The sequence below is a fragment of the Salipiger marinus genome (assembly GCF_900100085.1).
In the GTDB taxonomy this organism is placed as follows: Bacteria; Pseudomonadota; Alphaproteobacteria; order Rhodobacterales; family Rhodobacteraceae; genus Salipiger; species Salipiger marinus.
The window spans coordinates 245,460-263,438 of the sequence record NZ_FNEJ01000003.1 but is presented as its reverse complement, the minus strand read 5'-3'; the positions used below and the strand labels follow the sequence as shown (position 1 = coordinate 263,438).

21 protein-coding genes and 1 tRNA gene are annotated in these 17,979 nt (G+C 69.2%); 15 read left to right on the top strand and 7 right to left on the bottom strand.

The genetic code is table 11. The features are described from left to right. Nucleotides 1-82: 82 nt before the first annotated feature. The 3 genes from BLR51_RS04890 (at nucleotide 83) to BLR51_RS04880 (ending at nucleotide 2,235) form a co-directional block, all read left to right on the top strand. Complete coding sequence (locus tag BLR51_RS04890; protein ID WP_089844516.1) at nucleotides 83-823, top strand: GntR family transcriptional regulator; 741 nt, start codon at nucleotides 83-85, stop codon at nucleotides 821-823. Next, nucleotides 820-1,587, top strand: a complete 768-nt coding sequence (locus BLR51_RS04885) for an SDR family oxidoreductase (protein WP_089844514.1) — start codon at nucleotides 820-822, stop codon at nucleotides 1,585-1,587. The genes BLR51_RS04890 and BLR51_RS04885 overlap by 4 nt, the downstream gene beginning before the upstream one ends. 213 nt (nucleotides 1,588-1,800) lie before the next feature. Beyond that, on the top strand, nucleotides 1,801-2,235 hold the full coding sequence (locus tag BLR51_RS04880; RefSeq protein WP_089844512.1) for a DUF4168 domain-containing protein: 435 nt from the start codon (nucleotides 1,801-1,803) through the stop codon (nucleotides 2,233-2,235). Nucleotides 2,236-2,300: 65 nt separating this feature from the next. Here the strand turns inward: BLR51_RS04880 and BLR51_RS04875 are convergent, their stop codons facing one another. Further along, a complete protein-coding gene (locus BLR51_RS04875) occupies nucleotides 2,301-2,939 on the bottom strand; it encodes a hypothetical protein (protein ID WP_089844510.1) in 639 nt (212 codons plus the stop codon). A gap of 469 nt (nucleotides 2,940-3,408) precedes the next feature. Then, nucleotides 3,409-5,211, bottom strand: coding sequence for a translation elongation factor 4 (lepA, locus tag BLR51_RS04870; protein ID WP_089844508.1), 1,803 nt, complete (start codon nucleotides 5,209-5,211; stop codon nucleotides 3,409-3,411). Between the two features lie 303 nt (nucleotides 5,212-5,514). Between lepA and BLR51_RS04865 the strand changes: the two genes are divergently transcribed. Next, nucleotides 5,515-5,859 carry a hypothetical protein gene (locus BLR51_RS04865; RefSeq protein ID WP_089844506.1) on the top strand — a complete coding sequence of 115 codons (345 nt, stop codon included), beginning with the start codon at nucleotides 5,515-5,517 and terminating at the stop codon, nucleotides 5,857-5,859. 16 nt (nucleotides 5,860-5,875) lie between these two features. Here the strand turns inward: BLR51_RS04865 and hisD are convergent, their stop codons facing one another. Continuing rightward, nucleotides 5,876-7,165 carry a histidinol dehydrogenase gene (gene hisD, locus BLR51_RS04860; protein WP_089844504.1) on the bottom strand — a complete coding sequence of 430 codons (1,290 nt, stop codon included), beginning with the start codon at nucleotides 7,163-7,165 and terminating at the stop codon, nucleotides 5,876-5,878. Between the two features lie 89 nt (nucleotides 7,166-7,254). Between hisD and BLR51_RS04855 the strand changes: the two genes are divergently transcribed. Beyond that, nucleotides 7,255-8,223 carry a LysR family transcriptional regulator gene (locus BLR51_RS04855; RefSeq protein ID WP_089844502.1) on the top strand — a complete coding sequence of 323 codons (969 nt, stop codon included), beginning with the start codon at nucleotides 7,255-7,257 and terminating at the stop codon, nucleotides 8,221-8,223. Nucleotides 8,224-8,355: 132 nt separating this feature from the next. Here BLR51_RS04855 and BLR51_RS04850 read toward each other — a convergent pair whose 3' ends face one another. Next, nucleotides 8,356-9,123: an alpha/beta fold hydrolase gene (locus BLR51_RS04850; RefSeq protein ID WP_089844500.1), complete on the bottom strand. Its 768-nt coding sequence runs from the start codon at nucleotides 9,121-9,123 to the stop codon at nucleotides 8,356-8,358. Between the two features lie 227 nt (nucleotides 9,124-9,350). Here BLR51_RS04850 and BLR51_RS04845 point away from each other — a divergent pair, with 227 nt between their 5' ends. Then, on the top strand, nucleotides 9,351-9,743 hold the full coding sequence (locus tag BLR51_RS04845; RefSeq protein WP_131821789.1) for a hypothetical protein: 393 nt from the start codon (nucleotides 9,351-9,353) through the stop codon (nucleotides 9,741-9,743). 7 nt (nucleotides 9,744-9,750) lie between these two features. On the opposite strand, the gene BLR51_RS04840 is transcribed toward BLR51_RS04845, so the two are convergent. Then, nucleotides 9,751-10,446, bottom strand: coding sequence for an NUDIX hydrolase (locus BLR51_RS04840; protein ID WP_089844496.1), 696 nt, complete (start codon nucleotides 10,444-10,446; stop codon nucleotides 9,751-9,753). Between the two features lie 50 nt (nucleotides 10,447-10,496). Beyond that, on the bottom strand, nucleotides 10,497-10,937 hold the full coding sequence (locus BLR51_RS04835) for a DUF983 domain-containing protein (protein ID WP_089844494.1): 441 nt from the start codon (nucleotides 10,935-10,937) through the stop codon (nucleotides 10,497-10,499). A 221-nt stretch (nucleotides 10,938-11,158) separates the two neighbouring features. Here BLR51_RS04835 and BLR51_RS04830 point away from each other — a divergent pair, with 221 nt between their 5' ends. The 4 genes from BLR51_RS04830 (at nucleotide 11,159) to BLR51_RS04815 (ending at nucleotide 13,282) form a co-directional block, all read left to right on the top strand. Beyond that, nucleotides 11,159-11,737 carry an EF-hand domain-containing protein gene (locus BLR51_RS04830; protein WP_089844492.1) on the top strand — a complete coding sequence of 193 codons (579 nt, stop codon included), beginning with the start codon at nucleotides 11,159-11,161 and terminating at the stop codon, nucleotides 11,735-11,737. A gap of 93 nt (nucleotides 11,738-11,830) precedes the next feature. Further along, a complete protein-coding gene (locus BLR51_RS04825) occupies nucleotides 11,831-12,415 on the top strand; it encodes an RNA polymerase sigma factor (RefSeq protein WP_089844490.1) in 585 nt (194 codons plus the stop codon). Beyond that, nucleotides 12,408-12,785, top strand: a complete 378-nt coding sequence (locus tag BLR51_RS04820; RefSeq protein WP_230797143.1) for a hypothetical protein — start codon at nucleotides 12,408-12,410, stop codon at nucleotides 12,783-12,785. The genes BLR51_RS04825 and BLR51_RS04820 overlap by 8 nt, the downstream gene beginning before the upstream one ends. After that, nucleotides 12,785-13,282, top strand: coding sequence for a periplasmic heavy metal sensor (locus BLR51_RS04815; RefSeq protein ID WP_242656638.1), 498 nt, complete (start codon nucleotides 12,785-12,787; stop codon nucleotides 13,280-13,282). Before BLR51_RS04820 ends, BLR51_RS04815 begins: the two co-directional genes overlap by 1 nt. A 58-nt stretch (nucleotides 13,283-13,340) precedes the next feature. Here the strand turns inward: BLR51_RS04815 and BLR51_RS04810 are convergent, their stop codons facing one another. Further along, nucleotides 13,341-14,765 (bottom strand): diguanylate cyclase domain-containing protein, encoded by a 1,425-nt coding sequence (locus tag BLR51_RS04810; protein WP_089844485.1) that lies wholly within the window; start codon nucleotides 14,763-14,765, stop codon nucleotides 13,341-13,343. Between the two features lie 119 nt (nucleotides 14,766-14,884). Between BLR51_RS04810 and BLR51_RS04805 the strand changes: the two genes are divergently transcribed. From BLR51_RS04805 to BLR51_RS04785, 5 genes are all read left to right on the top strand, one after another. Further along, nucleotides 14,885-15,169, top strand: a complete 285-nt coding sequence (locus tag BLR51_RS04805) for a DUF3572 domain-containing protein (protein ID WP_089844483.1) — start codon at nucleotides 14,885-14,887, stop codon at nucleotides 15,167-15,169. Next, nucleotides 15,166-15,873: an HAD family hydrolase gene (locus BLR51_RS04800; protein WP_089844481.1), complete on the top strand. Its 708-nt coding sequence runs from the start codon at nucleotides 15,166-15,168 to the stop codon at nucleotides 15,871-15,873. The genes BLR51_RS04805 and BLR51_RS04800 overlap by 4 nt, the downstream gene beginning before the upstream one ends. A 92-nt stretch (nucleotides 15,874-15,965) precedes the next feature. Continuing rightward, on the top strand, nucleotides 15,966-16,583 hold the full coding sequence (locus tag BLR51_RS04795) for a heme NO-binding domain-containing protein (RefSeq protein WP_089844479.1): 618 nt from the start codon (nucleotides 15,966-15,968) through the stop codon (nucleotides 16,581-16,583). After that, complete coding sequence (locus BLR51_RS04790) at nucleotides 16,580-17,584, top strand: GGDEF domain-containing protein (protein WP_089844477.1); 1,005 nt, start codon at nucleotides 16,580-16,582, stop codon at nucleotides 17,582-17,584. The genes BLR51_RS04795 and BLR51_RS04790 overlap by 4 nt, the downstream gene beginning before the upstream one ends. 93 nt (nucleotides 17,585-17,677) lie before the next feature. Then, nucleotides 17,678-17,752, top strand: a tRNA-Gln gene (locus tag BLR51_RS04785). The last annotated feature ends 227 nt before the right edge of the window (nucleotides 17,753-17,979 follow it).

Genomic DNA, 17,979 nt, shown 5'->3' with positions numbered 1-17,979 from the left:
TTGCCTTCTTGCCCGTTCTGTTGTGATCTGAGATCACAGTTGCAGAGGGGGCACCTTCGAGTCAACAGGAGTTCCCGACGCCATGTCGCAAAATCTGGATCAGATCCGCCCCGCGCGCCGCCAGACCCTGTCGGATCAGGTGCATGACACGCTGAGCGAGATGCTGCTGTCGGGCGCGCTGCGCCCGCGCGACCGGCTGTCGCTGCGCGATCTGGCCGAGCGGCTGGAAGTGTCGATGATGCCCGTGCGCGAGGCGGTGAGCCGCCTTGCCGCCAGCGGTGCGCTGGACGTGTCACCCAAACGCGCGGTGATGGTGCCGCTGATGACCTCGGAGGCTTTCGCCGATCTGACGCAGGTGCGGATGCTGACCGAGGGCGAGGCGGCGCGGCTTGCCGCCAGCCGCGCGAGCCGCACCGAAATCGCCGGGATCCTCGCGCTGGCCGACCGGTTCGAGGAGGTGCTGGATGCCGCCTATGGCAGTGCCGCCGCCGTGGCCGCCAACAAGGATCTGCATTTTGCGCTCTATCGCGCGGCGGGATCGCCCGCGCTGATGGAGGTGATCACCATGCTCTGGCTCAAGGCCGGGCCGATCATCAATTTCGACATCGGGGTGGAGGCGGGCGTGCCCTCGGAGGAGGAAATGTCGCGCTCGCGCACCCACCATTCCCGCGCCCATCACCGCCAACTCTGCGAGGCGCTTTCCGCGCGCGATGGCGCGGCGGCGGCGCAGGCCATTGCCGAGGACATCCGTGTCGCCTCGGACCTGATCCGCGCCCATGGCGCGATGGACACGGACAACAGCCGCAGGAGGATCATGCCATGAAGCTGGAACTGGAGGGCGCGCGCGTCATCGTCACCGCAGGCGCGCAGGGCATCGGCCGCGCCATTGTCGAGGCCTATCTGGCCGAAGGCGCCCACGTCGCCACCTGCGACATCAACGAGGCCGCGCTGGAGACGCTGCCGGGCGAGGTGTTCCGGCAGCGGGCCGATATGGGCGATGCGGGCCAGATCGCCGGGTTCATGACCGCCGCCATGGCCCATCTGGGCGGGCTCGACGTGCTGGTGAACAATGCGGGCATCGCGGGCCCCACCGGCCCGGTGGAGGACATCGACCCCGCCGACTGGGACGCCTGCCTGACTGTCTGCCTGACCTCGCAGTTCCATTGCGTGCGCCATGCCGTGCCCGCGCTGCGGCAAAGCGGCAATGCCTCGATCATCAACCTGTCCTCGATGGCGGGGCGGGTCGGTTTTGCGCTGCGCACGCCCTATGCGGCGGCGAAATGGGGGGTGATCGGGCTGACCAAGTCGCTGTCTATCGAACTGGGCCGCGACGGCATCCGCTGCAACGCCATCCTGCCCGGGCTTGTCGCCGGGGACCGCCAGCGCCGCGTGCTGGAGGCCAAGGCGCAGCGGCAGGGCCGCAGCTTCGAAGAGGTGGAGGCCTCGGCCTTTTCCCATACCTCGCTCAAGGAATATGTGCAGCCCGAGCAGATCGCCGACCAGATCCTGTTCCTGACCAGCCCGCGCGGGCGCACCATCTCGGGGCAGGCGGTGTCGGTCTGCGGTGACTGCCAGATGCTGGCCTGACCGCGCGACCGTGACACGGGGGCGCAAAGGGTTCCATTGCGGCACTCCCTTTGCGCGGTCTGCCGCCGGTCGCGGGCGGCGGTTCCGGCGGCTCGCCGCTGCCGCAGCGCCGCAACACGCGCCGCCCTTTGCAGGGTGCGGTCGGGCTGCCTACCTCTTGGGGGACACCGCAGGACAGGTCTGCGGCAAAGCAAGCCGAGAAGGAGACAATCGATGAAACGCACGAGCATGCTGCTGAAATCTACGGTCATTGCCGCCCTCGTCGCCGCCCCGATGGCGCCGGTGCTGGCGCAGGACGCCATGCCCGCCGATCCCGCAACCCCGGCCGCGCCCGAAGCGCCCGCCGCGAATTTCAGCGATGACCAGCTGACCTCGTTCGTCGACGCCGCGATGAGCGTTCAGGAACTGCGTCAGGATTACATGACCCGCATCGACGCCACCGAAGCGCCCGAGGAAAAGCAGGCGCTGGTCACCGAGGCGCAGACCGAGATGGCCTCCGCCGTCGAGGAAACCGATGGCATGGACATCGCGACCTACAACCAGATCGGTCAGGCCGCGCAGGCCGACCCGCAGCTGAACGAACGCATCATGGCGATGGTGCAGACCCGTCAGGGCCCGGAAGACGGGCAGGGCACCATGACGGAATGACATCCCGGCGCTGACGCGACAGGGGGCCGTGCCGCAAGGCGCGGCCCTTTGTCATTCTATCTTGGTCATTCCACGGGGGCCGCATCCATCTCGGCCTCGGTCGGGACAAAGACCACCCGCCCGATGCGGCGGTTCGGCCCCCAGCTGCGATGCTTCAGCATGCCGTCGACGATATACAGATCCTCGACCAGATAGCTGTGCCGCTTGCCCGCCTCGTCATAGACTTCGATAAACGGGTTGAGCGTGTTTTCCTCCAGCCGGAAATAGGCCGGGTCGGAATGCGCCTGAAAATCCCGCATGACCTGCAGCACCGCGTCATATTCGGTGATGCGCTCGTCGACAAAAAGCGCGCAGGTCGCCTCGTATCCGGCGCCGCCCGCCACCACGATCAGCGCGGGCACCCAGACCGTCGGGTTCAGCACCACCGAGGCCACACCACCCGCGCCGCCCGCACCTTCGATCAGGCCGACGGTGCTGCTGGTGGCGGCGCCAAGCTTGGTGCCCAGAAGGGTCAGCCCGCTGGTGGTGTTGACCAGCGTGTAGAACCCGCCATCCGCCACCCGGTCGACGACGCCGCCCGCGAGGTCGGCAGCCCCCGCCACGGTGTCGCCCACCAGACGGCTGGGCCGGTAATCACAGACAGCCGCGGCGGCGGGGGCAGCCGACAGCGCCAGCAGAAGCGGAGCAAGGCAGAGGCGGGACATGGCGGATCCAAAGGTAAAAAGGGCTGCGCCCTTCTACCTCTGGCTGTGCGTCTGTGGGAAGGGTCCATGACAGGGCCCCCCGACACGACCGCGTGAACCTCAGGGCGTTCCGGCTGCGGCCATCTCGACAAAGACAACCCGCCCGATCTCCCTGTCGAAGCCAAGGCGGCGGTGCTTCAGCACTCCCGCAGGGGTCAAGTGCAGCCTGTTGCGGATACGGAAGGTGGGATGGCCGCGTCCCGGCAAGCTGGAATTACACAGGATCGACCTCCGTCGAAACCTGCGGCATCTCCTCCAGCACCGCGGGACACGGTCATCGCCAGAGACGCCACTCGCCTTGGCGCGCCGGCCCCTTGGGAAGACTGGAGCCAAGGGTAAAACGCAAATCCCCGCAGGCCAGACAGGCTCTGCGGGGAGTCATACGTCCAGAACGTCGCGGTCCGGCACCGGAGAGACGCAGACCTGCGGCTCAGCTGTCCATCTTCAGCGCGGAGATGAAGGCTTCCTGCGGGATCTCCACCTTGCCGAACTGGCGCATCTTCTTCTTGCCGGCCTTCTGCTTTTCCAGCAGCTTTTTCTTCCGCGTCGCGTCGCCGCCGTAACATTTGGCGGTCACGTCCTTGCGCATGGCCGACAGGGTCTCGCGCGCGATGACCTTGCCGCCGATCGCGGCCTGAATCGGGATCTTGAACATGTGGCGCGGGATCAGCTCCTTGAGCTTCTCGCACATGGCGCGGCCCCGCATTTCGGCGCGGTCGCGATGCACCATCATGGACAGCGCGTCCACCGGCTCGTCATTCACCAGAACCTGCATCTTCACGAGGTTGTCCTCGCGATAGCCTTCCAGATGGTAATCGAAGGAGGCATAGCCCTTGGTCACCGATTTCAGCCGGTCGTAGAAATCGAACACCACCTCGTTCAGCGGCAGGTCATAGACCGCCATGGCGCGCCCGCCCACATAGGTCAGGTCAAGCTGGATGCCGCGCCGGTCCTGACAGAGCTTCAGCACGTCGCCCAGATACTCGTCGGGCACCATGATGGTGGCCTTGATCCGCGGCTCCTCGATATGGTCCACGGTCGTCATGTCGGGCATGTCGGCGGGGTTGTGCAGGTCGCGCCGTTCCCCGTCCTTGGTGTAAAGATGGTAGATCACCGACGGCGCGGTGGTGATCAGCTCGATGTTGTATTCGCGCTCCAGCCGGTCGCGGATCACCTCGAGGTGCAGAAGCCCCAGAAAGCCGCAGCGGAAGCCGAAACCCAGCGCCGCCGAGCTTTCCATCTCGTAGGTGAAAGAGGCGTCGTTCAGCGCCAGCTTTTCGATCGCGTCGCGCATGTCGTTGAAGTCGTTGGCATCGACCGGGAAAAGCCCGCAGAACACCACCGGCACCGACGGCTTGAAGCCCGGCAGCGGCTCGGCGCAGGGTTTCCGTTCATGGGTGATGGTGTCGCCGACGCGGGTGTCGCGCACCTGCTTGATCGAGGCGTTGAGATAGCCGATCTCGCCGGGGCCAAGCTCCTTCACGCCGGTCATGGCGGGACGGTAGACGCCCACGTCATCCACGTCATAGGTGCCGCCGGTCTTCATCATGCGGATGCGGTCGCCCTTGCGCAGCACGCCGTCTATGATGCGCACGATACAGATCACGCCCAGATACTGGTCGTATTTCGAATCCACCAGCATCGCCTTCAGCGGCTTGTCGCGGTCGCCCTCATGGGGCGGGGGCAGGCGCTTGACGATGGCTTCCAGAACGTCGGGGATGCCGACGCCGGTCTTGGCGGAAATCAGGCAGGCCTGCGAGGCGTCGATGCCGATCACGTCCTCGATCTGCTCCTTCACCCGGTCGGGTTCGGCGGCGGGCAGGTCGACCTTGTTCAGCACCGGCACGATCTCGTGGTCGGCATCGATGGCGGTATAGACATTGGCAAGCGTCTGCGCCTCGACGCCCTGTGTGGCGTCCACCACCAGCAGCGAGCCTTCGACCGCGTGCATCGACCGCGCCACCTCATAGGCGAAGTCAACATGCCCGGGCGTGTCGATCAGGTTCAGGACATAGGTCTGCCCGTCTTGCGCCGGATATTCGATGCGCACGGTGTTGGCCTTGATCGTGATGCCCCGCTCGCGCTCGATATCCATCGAGTCGAGCATTTGCTCCTGCATGTCGCGTTCCGCGACAGTGCCGGTGAGCTGGATCAGCCGGTCGGCCAGGGTGGATTTCCCGTGGTCGATATGGGCGACGATGGAGAAGTTACGGATGTGCGCGAGATCGGTCATGATGCCCGGATATGTAAGGGATTCCGCTCCCGGTCAAGCCGGATCGCAAGCCCATCCGGCGGCCTGCCGCTTCTTCTGACCACAAATATCCCGGGGGAGGCCACGCGGCAGCGTGGCCGGGGGCAGCGCCCCCGCCCGCGAAGCGGCCTCGGGCGGCGCCTTGGGCGGCAAAGGCGGGGCGTCTTCCGCCTGCCAACGGATCGGTGAATTGAAAATATCGCAATTCTGCGGCATCCTGCCGTGAAGCTCCGCAAGACGTGTCGGCAGGACGCGCGAGGGGCATCGAGCAGAGAGTTCAGAGCAATGAAACCGATTTATCTCGTGACGATTCTCGCCGTGCTGGCGGGCTGCGGCGGCGGCTCGCGCTCGGGCAGCGAGTATCAGGTGGTGCGCACCGCCTCCGGCCCCATCAGCAAGGCCTGCATGGCCTCGGACCGCAAGGCGCGTAATCCGGCGCTTTGCGGCTGCGTGCAGGCGGCGGCGAATGTGGACCTGACCTCGGGCGACCAGCGCCGCATGGTCGGGTTTTACCGCGACCCGCACGAGGCGCAGGAAGTGCGCCAGTCCGACCGCAGCCGCGACCGCGACTTCTGGGACCGCTACAGCGCCTTCGTCACCCGCGCCGAAGGCATGTGCGCCGGGCTCTGATCCTGCCTTCCGCCGCTCAGCCGCAGGCGCGCAGATGCGGCGGCGGCACCAGCCGCGCCTCGGCGCTGCGGGCATGGCCCTCCATGCCCTCGGCGCGGGAAATCGCGGCGCTGGCCCGGGCAAGCTCGGGCAGGGCGGCGGGGGCGGCCTGCTGCCATGTCACGCATTTGAGGAATTTCAGCACCGACAGCCCGCCGGTATGCCGTGCCGCACCGCCGGTGGGCAGCACATGGTTGGGCCCCGCCGCCTTGTCGCCAAAGGCGACCGTGGTCTCCGCCCCCAGAAACAGCGAGCCATAGGCGCGCAGCCGTCCGCGCCACCAGCCCGGATCGGCGGCCATCACGTGCAGATGTTCGGGGGCGTAGCGGTCGGCCAGGTCCGCCATCTCTTCGGGGCTTGCGGCCAGCATCACCTCGCCCATCTGCGCCCATGCGGCGCGGGCCGCCGCGCGGTTGGGCTCCGGCAGGGCCTCGGCCAGCAGGGGCACCAGCGCCAGCACCGCCTCGGCCAGCGGGCGGTGCGTGGTGACCAGCCAGCAGGGGGAGGTGGCACCATGTTCGGCCTGCGCCACCAGATCGGCGGCGACGCGCTGCGGATCGGCGCTGGCATCGGCAAGGATCATCACATCGGTCGGCCCCGCCACCATGTCGATGCCCACCGGCCCGAAAAGCTGCCGCTTGGCTTCGGCCACATAAGCATTGCCGGGGCCGGCAAGGATATCCGCCGCAGGCCCGCCGAACAGGCCAAAGGCCAGCGCCGCGATCCCCTGCACCCCGCCAAGCGCCAGCACCCGCCGCGCCCCGGCCAGATGCAGCGCGTGCAGCACGGCGGGCGGGATGCCCTCCGGCCCGGGCGGGGTGGCGGCCACCACCTGCGCCACACCCGCCGCGCGCGCCGTGGTCACCGTCATCAGCGCCGAGGCGATATGGGCATAGCGCCCGCCGGGCACGTAGCAGCCCGCGCAGTCCACCGGGATCAGCCGCTGACCGGCGCGCAGGCCGGGGCGCAGTTCCACCTCGAATTCCTGCACCGACCCGCGCTGCGCCTCGGCGAAGGCGCGGATATTGGCATGGGCATAGGCGATGTCCTCGACCAGCGTCACCGGCAGGGCGCGGTGCGCGCGGGCAAGGCTCGCCTCGGGGACCACCACCTCCTGCTGCCAGCCATCCAGCCGCCGCGCGTAATCCCGCGCCGCCTCCTCGCCGCCCGCGCGCAGGCGGGCCAGCATGATCTGCACGGTGTCCTTGATGTCGGCGGCGCCTTCGGGCGGCAGGCCGGGAGCGGTTTTAAGATACGTCACGGGCATGGCGTTTGGTGTTGACCTGCGGGCTTCAGAGTTTCAGGAAGAGCGAAAGGACGGGAGGTGCGGCACCTGCCCGGAAGGAGGCAGGACCGATGCTGATGAAAGGGGTGACGCTGCGCGGGCTCGAGGTGTTCGAGGCGCTGGCGGCCACCGGCTCCGTGGCGCAGGCCGCCGAACGCACCGGGCTCAGCCAGCCTGCCGTCAGCCAGCAGATGCGCAATCTGGAAACCGCGCTTGGCACGGAACTGGTGGATCATGGCCGCCGCCCGATGCAGCTGACCTCGGCGGGGCGCAGTTTCCTGAGCCGCACGCAGGTGGTGCTGGGCCAGCTGCGGCTGGCGCAGAACGAACTGACGGTGATGGATCTGACCCATCTGTCGGTGCTGAACCTTGGCGTGATCGACGATTTCGACAATGACGTGACGCCGCAGCTGGTGACCATCCTTGCCGAGAACATGACGCGCTGCCGCTTCAAGCTGGTCACCGCCCCCAGCCACGAGATTGTCGAGGCGATGCGGGCGCGCAGCCTGCATATCGGCATTTCCGCCAGCCCCGGCGGGGTGATGGAAGGGGTCATCGAATATCCGCTGGCGCGCGATCCGTTTATTCTTGTGGCCCCGCGCGACCGCATGTCCGAACTGGGCGGGCCGGAGGCGCTGATGCGGGCGCTGCCCTTCCTGCGCTATGATCGCGACCAGATGATCGGGCGCCAGATCGAGGCGCATCTGGCCCGGCTCAAGCTGGATTTCCCGGAAAGGTTCGAGATCGGCGCGCATCTGTCGCTGATGACGCTGGTGGCGCGCGGCATGGGCTGGGCGATCACCACGCCCTTGGGTTACATGCGCGCGGCACGGATGCATGACCGGCTGGAGGCGCATCCGCTGCCCTTCACGCCCTTTGCCCGCACCATCGCGCTGTTTGCCGCCGCCGACTGGGCCGACCGGGTGCCGCGTGACGTGGCGCGCACCATGCGCATGCTGGTGGCCGATCAGGTGATGGGTCCGGCGCTGCGGCAGCTGCCATGGCTCGATGGCAAGCTGCGCCTGATCGAACCCGAATGATGCTGTCTGTGCCGTCTCGCTGACCATCACGCTCTCCGCCGGTCCGCGCAGACAGAAGCAGGCCGCCCCCACCCGCAAGAGGGGGCGCGGCTCTTTCGCAAAGAGGGATGGCCGGTTTCCGAAAAGCCGAATTCAGGCGGCGGTCATGTCCAGAAAGGCGCGCACGGCGGCTTCGAACTCGCGCGGTTTTTCGGCATGCAGCCAATGCCCGCAGCCGGGCAGCTTGGCGAATTTCGCCGATCCGAACAGCGCGCGAATCCGGTCGCGGTGTTCGGGCAGCACATAATCCGACTCCGCCCCGGACAGGAACAGCGCGGGCCCGTCGAACCGGCCCTCGATCTCGGGGAAGGACAGGATGGTCGGCATCTCGCGCGCCAGCACGTCAAGGTTGAGCATCCAGCGTCGCGCCTTCAGATCCAGCGACTGCGTGAAGAAGCTGGCCAGCGCCGGATCCTCCACCAGCCGTTCCAGCTGCGCCACGGCGTCGGAGCGTTTTTCGACGCGCCCCAGATCGACCGCCTGCATGGCGTCGATGTTGTGCTGCTGGCTGTGGCCATAGGTGACCGGCGCGATGTCGGCGACGATCAGCCGGTTGACCAGCGCGGGCCGGGTCAGCGCCAGCACCATCGCGGCCTTGCCGCCCATGGAATGGCCCAGCACGTCGGCACGCCCGCCAAGGCTGTCGATCACCTCGGCCAGATCCTCGGCCATGGCGGGATAGCTGTGGCTTTCCTTCCATGGCGAGGCGCCGTGATTGCGCAGATCCACCGCGATGACCTCGCGCCGGTCGGACAGGCGTTTGGCGATCACCCCCCAGTTGCGGGCGGACCCGAACAATCCGTGGATGATCAGCAGCGGCGGTTCATCGGTGGCGGCACCGTGGCGGAGAAGGTTCAGCATGGCCCCGTTCTAGAACCGGGCGCAGCGCGGGGGAAGGGGCAAAAGTGCTGCGCCGGAGCGGCGCCCCTTGCGGCGCTTGGTGTTCGCGCCCCTTGCGGGGCTTGTGGGTAGCGCCCCTTGCGGGGCTTGTGGGTAGCGCCCCTTGCGGGGCTTATGGGAAGCGCCCCTTGCGGGGCTTGAAGGACGCGCCCCTTGCGGGGCGACGCAAAATGCCGGAACCTGCGCGCATGAGCAGTGTCACCGAGCCCCCCGTCTTTGCCGAAACCGCCCGTCTGCAGGCGCTGTTCGACCAGCATCTCGACCAGCATCTTGGCCTGCGTCGTGGCAGCTTTGCCAGCAGGGCGCGCGCCGCCTCCCGTCATCTGCCGCGCCCGCTGCGCGCCGATCTGGCGCAGGTGGTGGCCGCGACCCGGCTGATGGGGCCGCCGAAGCTGTTCCGCCAGATCGACGCGGCGGCGCTTTCTGCCGCCAGCAACCGCGTCGCCGCACATCTGAAAACCATCGACCGCGCCGACCGCCGCCGCGGGCTGTGGCTGGGCATCCTTGGCGCGATCATGGCCAATATCCTGATCCTGACCGCTCTTCTGATCGCGCTGCTGCGCTGGCGCGGGCTGGTCTGATCCGGCCTCAGTCCGGCTGCGGCGCGCCGTAAAGCCGCAGGAACAGGCTCTGTTCGTCATCATTGCGGAAAAACGGCACCGAGGCGGGCGGGCTTGCATCCTGCGCGCGGGCGGCGATTTCGCCCAGCACCACCTCGGTGATGAAGGGCAGATCCAGACGCCGCACCTCGTCAAGCGCGATCCAGTGCAGATGCGAAAGCTCGTCGCAGGCCGCCGAGAAATCATCGGGATCCGAGGCAAGCTCTTCGGCCTCCAGCAGGAAGAACCGCGCGTCAAAGCGGCGCGGGCGGCCCGGCGGGGTGATGGCGCGGAAGACGAACTGCAGCGCCGAGGCATCGGGCAGATGGCCGGTGGCGGCAAATCGGCGCCAGCAGGGGGGCGGCGGGTCCGTCCATGTGCCCGACCTGCCCAGCACGAGGCCGGTTTCTTCCCAAAGCTCGCGCACGGCGGCCACGGCCAGCGCATGGGCGATGCCTTCGGGGGCGTTTTCAGTCAGGCGCGCGGCGCAGAGCGGCGGCAGCGGGCGGGCCAGCGGCACCTCGGCATCCTCGGCATCCACGGCACCGCCCGGAAAGACGAACTTGTTGGGCATGAAGGCCGCCTTGGCGCCGCGCTGCCCCATCAGCACGCGCGGGCGGGTGTCCCGGTCGCGCAGCACGATCACGGTGGCCGCGTCGCGCAGGCCGGTCTTGTCAAGCACCATGGTCTTTTCCCTCCTTCGGCCCGGCCCGCAGGCCCCGGCAAGGAGGCCGTTCAGCGGGGCGCGGCGAATCCGTGCATCCCGCGCGCCCATTGAAAGCCCACGATCGCCCCCTTCAGCCTTGGCAGAAGATAGAGGGAGAGACCGATGCAGCCAACAAGGAAGATCGTCATCAGGATCAGCGGCTCTGGCCGCCATGTGGTGAAGACCCAGAGCAGGCCGGGGGCCATGATATGGCCCACGATGAGGATGGTGAGGTACGCGGGGCCGTCATCGGCACGGTGATGGTGCAGTTCCTCGCGGCAGACCGGGCAATGGTCGCGCACCTTGAGATAGCCGCGCAGCACCGGGCCGGACCCGCATTTGGGACAGCGTCCCCGGTAGCCCCGCCAGACGGCGGGCCATGTGTCCCGCTCGGCGGCGGGGGAGGTGGAGGCGGCAACGGAAGCGGATTCCGCTCCGTCGTGCAGAGATGTGTCGGACAGATCGGACATGGATGTTCCTCGGGCGCGAATGTCCTGAAAATGGGGCAGGAGCGGTCCGGATGAAAGGGGGCACGATGACCTTGCGTCGGGATGTCGCAAACCCGCCCCGCGGCGGCAGGCGCCGGATTTTCTGCGCAGGGCCGCGACGGAAGCGCCGGGGCGGCGCGTGTCATGTCCAGATCGACGCGGCAAGACCCGCCGAGATGACGCGACAGACAGGAGTTCGCAGCATGACCCACATGACCCGCTTTCTGACCGGCGCCGCCATCCTTGTGATGGGGTCGGCGAGCCTTGCCGCCGCCTTTCCGGGGGACCGCTCCGAAGGCCCGCGCGACGCAGGCCCGGCGCCCGCGCCGATGATGTTCCGCATGATCGATGCGGATGGCGACGGGCAGGTGACACGCGCCGAGATGGAGGCCGCAGGCCCCGCCGCGGCCTTTGCCGCCGCTGATGCGGATGGCAGCGGCACGCTGGAGGGCGCCGAACTGACCGCCTTCGAGGAGGCGCGGCAGGCAGAGCACGAGGCGATGCGCCTGCGGATGCGCCAGCAGCGGATGCTGGACCGGCTCGATGCCGACAAGGACGGATCGCTGAGCCTTGAGGAACTGCAGGCGCGCGGCCCGGCGGGGATGTTCGAGCGTCTGGATGCCGATAGCGACGGCACCGTGACCGGCGAGGAACTGGCCGCCGCCCGCGCGATGCGCGACCGCGACGGCGACGGCCCGCGCGGCGATGGCCCGCGCGGCGGCTGGCACGAGCACGGGCGCGAGCATGGCAAGCGCCCCGGTGGCGAGCGCTGGGACCGCTGAGCTGATCGCTGTCCCCGGGATCCCTGCGGATCCCGGGGACAGCGGAGGATTGCGCGGGGCCCGGCATCGGGCTAGCGCGGGGACATGGACCGGATGCCCTACGACGCGATGACCGACACAAGCGACGAGCAGCTGCTGGCGGCCTATGCCGCAGGCGCCCCCGGGGCGGCGCGGGCGCTGACCGCCCGGCTGGGGCCGCTGGCCTTTGGCCATGCCTTCCGGATGCTGCGCGACCGGGCCGAGGCGGAGGATGTGGCGCAGGAGGCGCTGCTGCGGCTGTGGCGGGCGGCGCCGGGCTGGCGCGAGGGCGAGGCCAAGGTGTCGACATGGCTTTACAAGGTGGTGTCGAACCTCTGCATCGACCGGATGCGGCGCAGGCGCGGCGGCTTTGCCGCGCTGGAGGATGTGGCGGAACCTGCCGATCCCGCGCCCTCTGCCGCCGCGCGGCTGCAGGAGCGGTCGCGGGCCGAGGCGCTGGAGGGGGCGCTGGCGGCGCTGCCCGACCGGCAGAAACAGGCGGTGGTGCTGCGGCATCTGGAGGGGCTGACCAACCCCGAAATCGCCGCGATCATGGACATTGGGGTGCGTGCGGTGGAAAGTCTGACCGCGCGCGGACGCAAGGCGCTGGAGGGGCTGCTGGCGCCCCGGCGCGCGGATCTGGGGTATGAGGATGACTGACAGGCCAAGCAACGAGGAGGGCGCGCTGGCGCCATGGTTCGCGGCGGGCCGCGAGGCCGCACCGCTGCCCTCGGGCGAGTTCATGGCCCGGATGGAGGCGCTGGCGCTGGAAAGCCAGCCCGCGCCGCGCGCGGCCCCCGCCGCGCCTGCCCGGCAGAGCCGCGGGCCCGGACGGCTGCTGGCACGGCTGCGCGCCATGGGCGGCTGGCCCGCGCTGGCGGGGCTGACCGCCGCCTGTGCCATGGGCCTCTGGATCGGCGCCGCAGCCCCCGAGGCGGCGGTGGACTGGGTGGCCACGGCCACGCAGGAGCAGGGGCTGTCCGGGCTCGATCCGGCCAGCGGGTTCGATTACGCGATGCTGGGGCTGTGATGATGGCGGAATCCGAGAAAAAGACGCGAACGCCGCTCTGGATGCGTGGGCTGCTGCTGGGCTCGCTGGCGCTGAACCTCGCGGTGGCGGGGATCGTGGCGGGGGGGCTGTGGCGGCATGGCCCCGAGCGGTTCGAGCCGCCGCGCGGGCGCGATTTTGTCACGCCCTATACCCGCGCCTTCACGCCGGAGCAGCGGCGCGAACTGGGGGGGCAGCTGCGCGCGCGGTTCGAGCGGGGCCGGGACGAGCGTCCGCCACCCTTTGCGGATTACCGGCAGGCGCTGGATCTTCTGCGGCGCGAGCCCTTTGACCGCGCCGGGTTCGAGGCGGCGCTGGCGGCGCAGGACGGGCGGGCGGCGGCGCGCCAGCAGATGGGCCAGCAGGTGCTGGCGGAGTATATGGCGGGGCTGCCGCCCGCCGCCCGCGCCGCCTATGCCGACCGGCTGCAGGAGGATCTGGACCGGCTGATCCGCCGCATCGAGAAGGCGCGGAAGTGACGGAGGGAGCGGTTGCGCCGCGCCTTCGGACGCGGCGCCCGGGACACGGGGTCGCGGGTCAGGCCCCGCGCCCCGCTGCGGCCACGCTGCCGCCGCTGCACCGGGGCGGCACCGGGGCCAGCGGCGCCATGCGGGCGCAGTTGCGCCCGGCATGTTTGGCGGCATAAAGCGCCCGGTCCGCCTGCAGCAGCAGCGCCTCCGGGCCTTCGGTGGCCTCGGGCGTGCGCAGGGCGAGCCCGATGCTGAGCGTGACGCGCACCCCCTGCGGCGCCTCCCGCAGCGCCACCGGCTGCGCCGCGACGAGGGCGCAGATCCGCTCGGCGCTGCGCCGCGCCTGATCGGCGCCGGTATCGGGCATGGCGATCAGAAACTCCTCTCCGCCGATGCGGGCCACCAGATCGGCGGCGCGCAGGTTCTGCATCAGCCGCGCGGCCACCTCGGTCAGCACCTGATCGCCTGCGGCATGGCCGTAGCTGTCATTCACCTGTTTGAAATGGTCGAGATCGGCCAGCAGCAGCGCATAGGGGCGGCGGGTCTGCACCGCGCGTTCCTCGAGCCGGGCCAGATGCGGCAGGGCATAGCGGCGGTTGTAGAGCCCGGTCAGCGGATCGGTCACCGCCGCGCGCAGCCCGTCGCGCATGTCGGCGCGCAGCCGTTCGGCGGTGCGCTTGCGCGCCACCTGCCGGGGCAGGCGCACCGCCAGTTCCTCGGGGTCGAGCCCGTCGGCCAGAATGTCATTGGCGCCCAGATCCAGCGCGCTGGCGGCCAGATGCCGCGCCTCGGGTGCTGCGACATAGACAAGGCCCAGATGCCGGAAGCCGGGGCTGGCGCGCAACTGCGCCAGCAGCCCCAGCCCGTCGCCTGCGCCGCCGCTGTCGGCGATGACCACCACATCGGGCTGGCCGGTCAGGCCGGTGCGGATGTCGGCGGGGCGCAGCACCCGGACCACCGCCCCCAGCCGGGTGCGCAGGCGGCAGGCCGCCTCCGCCAGCCCGCGCAGCGGCCCCATCGGCACGATCACCACCTGCGGCGGCGTCTCGAAGGCGCGCGGCGCCTCGGCCAGACCCAGCGCGCGGCGGGTGTCTTCGCGCAGGCGCAGTTCGTCCTCGGCATGGGCGTCGCGCAGCAGGCTGCGCAGCCGGGCCAGCAGCACGCTGTCATCGGCCTGCGGCCCCAGCACGTCCTCCGCCCCGGCGGCGAGGGCGGCCATGCGGGCCTGCGGATCGGTCTGCCGCTGCAGCAGGATCAGCGGCATGTCGGCCAGACCGGCGCTGGCCTGCAGGGCGCTGCAGAACGCCTCTGCCTCCATGTCGGGCAGGTCGGCGGAGGCGATCACCAGATCGGGCCGCTCCTGCCGGATCAGGGCCAGCGCTTCGGCGCCGCTGCTTGCCTGCTGCACGTCGTAGAAGGCCGAGGTGAGTTTCACCCGCAGCACGATACGATTGGTCGGCACGCCATCGGCGATCAGGATTCGTCCGGTCATTGCAGCTGTCCAAGGCGAGCGGCGCCGCGATGCGGGACCGGGTGGTCCGGGCTTGCATCCGGCGTCCCGCTCAGTCTTTATAAAAACTGGTTAAGAAACGGTTGCGGAGTCTCCGGCCCATGTCGCTTTTGCAGGAACAGGCCGAACTGATCGGGCTTCAGGCCGTGGCGTGGCTGGCCGGGGAGGACGAGCTGCTGCCGGTCTTTCTGGGATCCACCGGCGCCTCCGAGCAGGATTTCCGCGAGGGTCTGGGCGATCCGGCCTTTCAGGGCGCGGTGCTGGATTTCCTGCTGATGAACGATGCGTGGGTGCGGCAGTTCTGCGCCGCGCAGGATCTGCCGCCCGACATGCCCTTCCGCGCGCGGCAGGCACTGCCCGGCGGCGGCGAGGTGCACTGGACATGACCCCAGCCATCGCGGCGGTGCTGTTCGACAAGGACGGCACGCTGTTCGATTTTGGCCGCACATGGAACGCGTGGTCGCTGCGCGCGCTGCGCGAGCTGTCGCAGGGCGATGCGCAGGTGATGGCCGCCATGGCCGAGGCGGCGCGGTTCGATCTGGTGGCGGGCCGGTTCCTGCCCGACAGCCCGATCATCGCGGGCACCAACCGCGAGGCGGCGGAGTGTTTCGCCAGGGGTCTGCCCGGGGCCGATGTGGCGGCGATCGAATCCTATCTGGCGCAGGGCGCCGCAGAGGCGCCGCTGGCCGAGGCGGTGCCGCTTGATCCCTTCCTGCGCGGGCTTGCGGCGCAGGGGCTGCGGCTGGGGGTGATGACCAATGACACCGAATTTTCGGCCCGGGCGCAGCTGGGCCGGGCCGGAGTGCTGGAGCGGTTCGAGTTTGTCGCAGGCTTTGACAGCGGGTTTGGCGCCAAGCCCGCGCCCGATCCGCTGCTGGCCTTTGCTGCCCATGTCGGGCTGCGCCCCGATCAGGTGCTGATGGTGGGCGACAGCCGCCATGACCTGATCGCGGGGCGCGCGGCGGGCATGGCCACGGCGGGCGTGCTGACCGGCATGGCGCAGGCGGCGGATCTGGCGCCGCTGGCCGATGTGGTGCTGCCCGATATCGGCCATCTGCCGGGCTGGCTGGGGATGACGCTGCCGGTCTGACCGCCGGGATTGTCCTTAAACTTTGAGGTGTTGCGGGTTTCTTAAACCGCCCCGCGCTAAGGTCTGTCCGGAATCGCGGACGGAATGGGCGGATGCACGGGCTGATCGCAAGGACATTTCAGTGCTTCCTGCAGGACACCTATGGACAGGCGGTCTGGGAGGAGATTGCCACCGCTGCCCGGGTCGATCCGCCGGGATTCGAGGCGATGCTGGATTACGCCCCCGACCGGGTGGAGGCGGTGCTGGTGGCCGCGACGGTGCGGCTGCACCGCCCGCGCGAGACGATTCTGGAGGATGTGGGCACCTATCTGATCACCCATCCCAACAATGAAAGCCTGCGCCGCCTGATGCGCTATGGCGGGGTGGATTTTATCGACTTCCTGCATTCGCTGGAGGATCTGCCGGGCCGTGCCCGGCTGGCGGTGGCCGATCTGGTCCTGCCCGATCTGGAGCTGCGCGATGACATGACCGGGCAGTTCCTGCTGCTCTGCCATGGCTCCGGGGCGGGGCTGCGCGGCTTCGGGCAGGTGCTGGTGGGGGTGCTGCGCGCCATGGCCGACGATTACGGCGCGCTGGTCATCCTTGACCATCGCGGGCGGCGCTGCGGCACCGAGGTGATCGACATCACCGTGGTGGAGGCGGATTTTTCCGAAGGGCGCGATTTTGATCTGGGCGCGGCGCTGCCCCTGCGTGAGGGATATGGCGGATGACCCTGCCGCAAAGCAGCCTCGACCTGCTCTGCCCGCTGCATGCGCGGCTGGATGCGGCGGGGCGGCTGGTGGCGGCGGGGCCGACGCTGACCAAGCTGCTGGGCGGGGAGGCGGCGCTGGGCGCGCCCTTCGCCACGGTGTTCGACATCTACCGCCCGCGCGAGGTCCAGACGCCGGAGGCGCTGCAGGATCTGGCCGGGCGCAAGCTGCAGCTGCGCCTGCGCCATGCCACACAGACGGCGCTGCGCGGCGTGGCGGTGCCGGACGGGCAGGGCGGGCTGGTGCTGAACCTGTCCTTCGGCATCGGCGTGGTGGAGGCGGTGCGCAGCCACGCGCTGACCAGCACCGATTTTGCGGCCACCGATCTCGCCATCGACATGCTCTATCTGGTGGAGGCGAAATCGGCGGCCATGGCCGCCTCGCGCACGCTGAACCGGCGGCTGCAGGGGGCGATGCTGGCCGCCGAACAGCGCGCCTATACCGATCCGCTGACCGGGCTGCGCAACCGCCGCGCGGTGGCGCATGTCCTGGGCGGGCTGCTGCGGCAGGAAAGCGCCTTCGCGCTGATGCATCTGGATCTGGATTACTTCAAGCAGGTGAACGATTCGCACGGCCATGGCGCGGGCGACCGGGTGCTGCAGGTGGTGGCGCGGGTCATGCTGGATCTCACCCGGCGCGATGACACGGTGGCGCGAATCGGCGGCGATGAATTTGTGCTGATTCTGGCCGGGCTTACCGGACGCAAGCGGCTGGCACATCTGGCCAGCCGCCTGATTCGCCGAATCGAGGAGCCGATTCCCGTCGGCGACACGCTGGCCCGGGTGTCCGCCAGCATCGGCATCGCCTGTCATGACGGCGGCGGCGGGCTGACGGCGGCGCAGGTGCTGCATGCTTCCGATCTGGCGCTTTATGCGGCCAAGCGCGCGGGGCGCGCGCAATATGCCTTTCTGCCTGTGGCAGAGGGGCGGACCGAAGCGCAGGAGGTGCTGCGCGATGGCTAGCGCGGGGACGGCAGGGCTGCGAAATTTCTGTCATATTTTTTCCGAGAAGGGGTTGATCCCGTCCGGAGGCTGGCGTAAATCCCGCTCCACAGTTGGGGCGTGGCCAAGTGGTAAGGCATCGGTTTTTGGTACCGTGTACCGTAGGTTCGAATCCTACCGCCCCAGCCAATTTTCTAGCAAGACACTGAAACGTTTGAAGGTTCTGGCGTCCGCCGGGACCGGTCGCGTCAGGCTTTGCCGCGCTGCGGGCGGGCTTCTGTGCCTGATCCGCATGGTCTGGCCCTGCTGCGCGCGGCAGGGCGCGGGGTCTGCCGCATCCGCTCCGCCCGCGCAGCAAAAAGCCCCCGCGCGGCGATGCGCAGGGGCTCGGTCTGGTGGCGGGGCTGTGGCGCCGC

Bases quoted from the DNA above. Each gene is read 5' to 3' on its own strand.
- BLR51_RS04795 (WP_089844479.1), top strand. From the start codon at position 15,966: ATGCACGGGCTGATCGCAAGGACATTTCAGTGCTTCCTGCAGGACACC.
- hisD (WP_089844504.1), bottom strand. From the start codon at position 7,165: ATGCCCGTGACGTATCTTAAAACCGCTCCCGGCCTGCCGCCCGAAGGC.
- BLR51_RS04830 (WP_089844492.1), top strand. From the start codon at position 11,159: ATGACCCACATGACCCGCTTTCTGACCGGCGCCGCCATCCTTGTGATG.
- BLR51_RS04885 (WP_089844514.1), top strand. From the start codon at position 820: ATGAAGCTGGAACTGGAGGGCGCGCGCGTCATCGTCACCGCAGGCGCG.
- BLR51_RS04825 (WP_089844490.1), top strand. From the start codon at position 11,831: ATGCCCTACGACGCGATGACCGACACAAGCGACGAGCAGCTGCTGGCG.
- BLR51_RS04810 (WP_089844485.1), bottom strand. From the start codon at position 14,765: ATGACCGGACGAATCCTGATCGCCGATGGCGTGCCGACCAATCGTATC.
- BLR51_RS04850 (WP_089844500.1), bottom strand. From the start codon at position 9,123: ATGCTGAACCTTCTCCGCCACGGTGCCGCCACCGATGAACCGCCGCTG.
- BLR51_RS04855 (WP_089844502.1), top strand. From the start codon at position 7,255: ATGCTGATGAAAGGGGTGACGCTGCGCGGGCTCGAGGTGTTCGAGGCG.
- lepA (WP_089844508.1), bottom strand. From the start codon at position 5,211: ATGACCGATCTCGCGCACATCCGTAACTTCTCCATCGTCGCCCATATC.
- BLR51_RS04840 (WP_089844496.1), bottom strand. From the start codon at position 10,446: ATGGTGCTTGACAAGACCGGCCTGCGCGACGCGGCCACCGTGATCGTG.
- BLR51_RS04790 (WP_089844477.1), top strand. From the start codon at position 16,580: ATGACCCTGCCGCAAAGCAGCCTCGACCTGCTCTGCCCGCTGCATGCG.
- BLR51_RS04875 (WP_089844510.1), bottom strand. From the start codon at position 2,939: ATGTCCCGCCTCTGCCTTGCTCCGCTTCTGCTGGCGCTGTCGGCTGCC.
- BLR51_RS04835 (WP_089844494.1), bottom strand. From the start codon at position 10,937: ATGTCCGATCTGTCCGACACATCTCTGCACGACGGAGCGGAATCCGCT.
- BLR51_RS04865 (WP_089844506.1), top strand. From the start codon at position 5,515: ATGAAACCGATTTATCTCGTGACGATTCTCGCCGTGCTGGCGGGCTGC.
- BLR51_RS04880 (WP_089844512.1), top strand. From the start codon at position 1,801: ATGAAACGCACGAGCATGCTGCTGAAATCTACGGTCATTGCCGCCCTC.
- BLR51_RS04845 (WP_131821789.1), top strand. From the start codon at position 9,351: ATGAGCAGTGTCACCGAGCCCCCCGTCTTTGCCGAAACCGCCCGTCTG.
- BLR51_RS04890 (WP_089844516.1), top strand. From the start codon at position 83: ATGTCGCAAAATCTGGATCAGATCCGCCCCGCGCGCCGCCAGACCCTG.
- BLR51_RS04800 (WP_089844481.1), top strand. From the start codon at position 15,166: ATGACCCCAGCCATCGCGGCGGTGCTGTTCGACAAGGACGGCACGCTG.
- BLR51_RS04805 (WP_089844483.1), top strand. From the start codon at position 14,885: ATGTCGCTTTTGCAGGAACAGGCCGAACTGATCGGGCTTCAGGCCGTG.
- BLR51_RS04820 (WP_230797143.1), top strand. From the start codon at position 12,408: ATGACTGACAGGCCAAGCAACGAGGAGGGCGCGCTGGCGCCATGGTTC.
- BLR51_RS04815 (WP_242656638.1), top strand. From the start codon at position 12,785: ATGATGGCGGAATCCGAGAAAAAGACGCGAACGCCGCTCTGGATGCGT.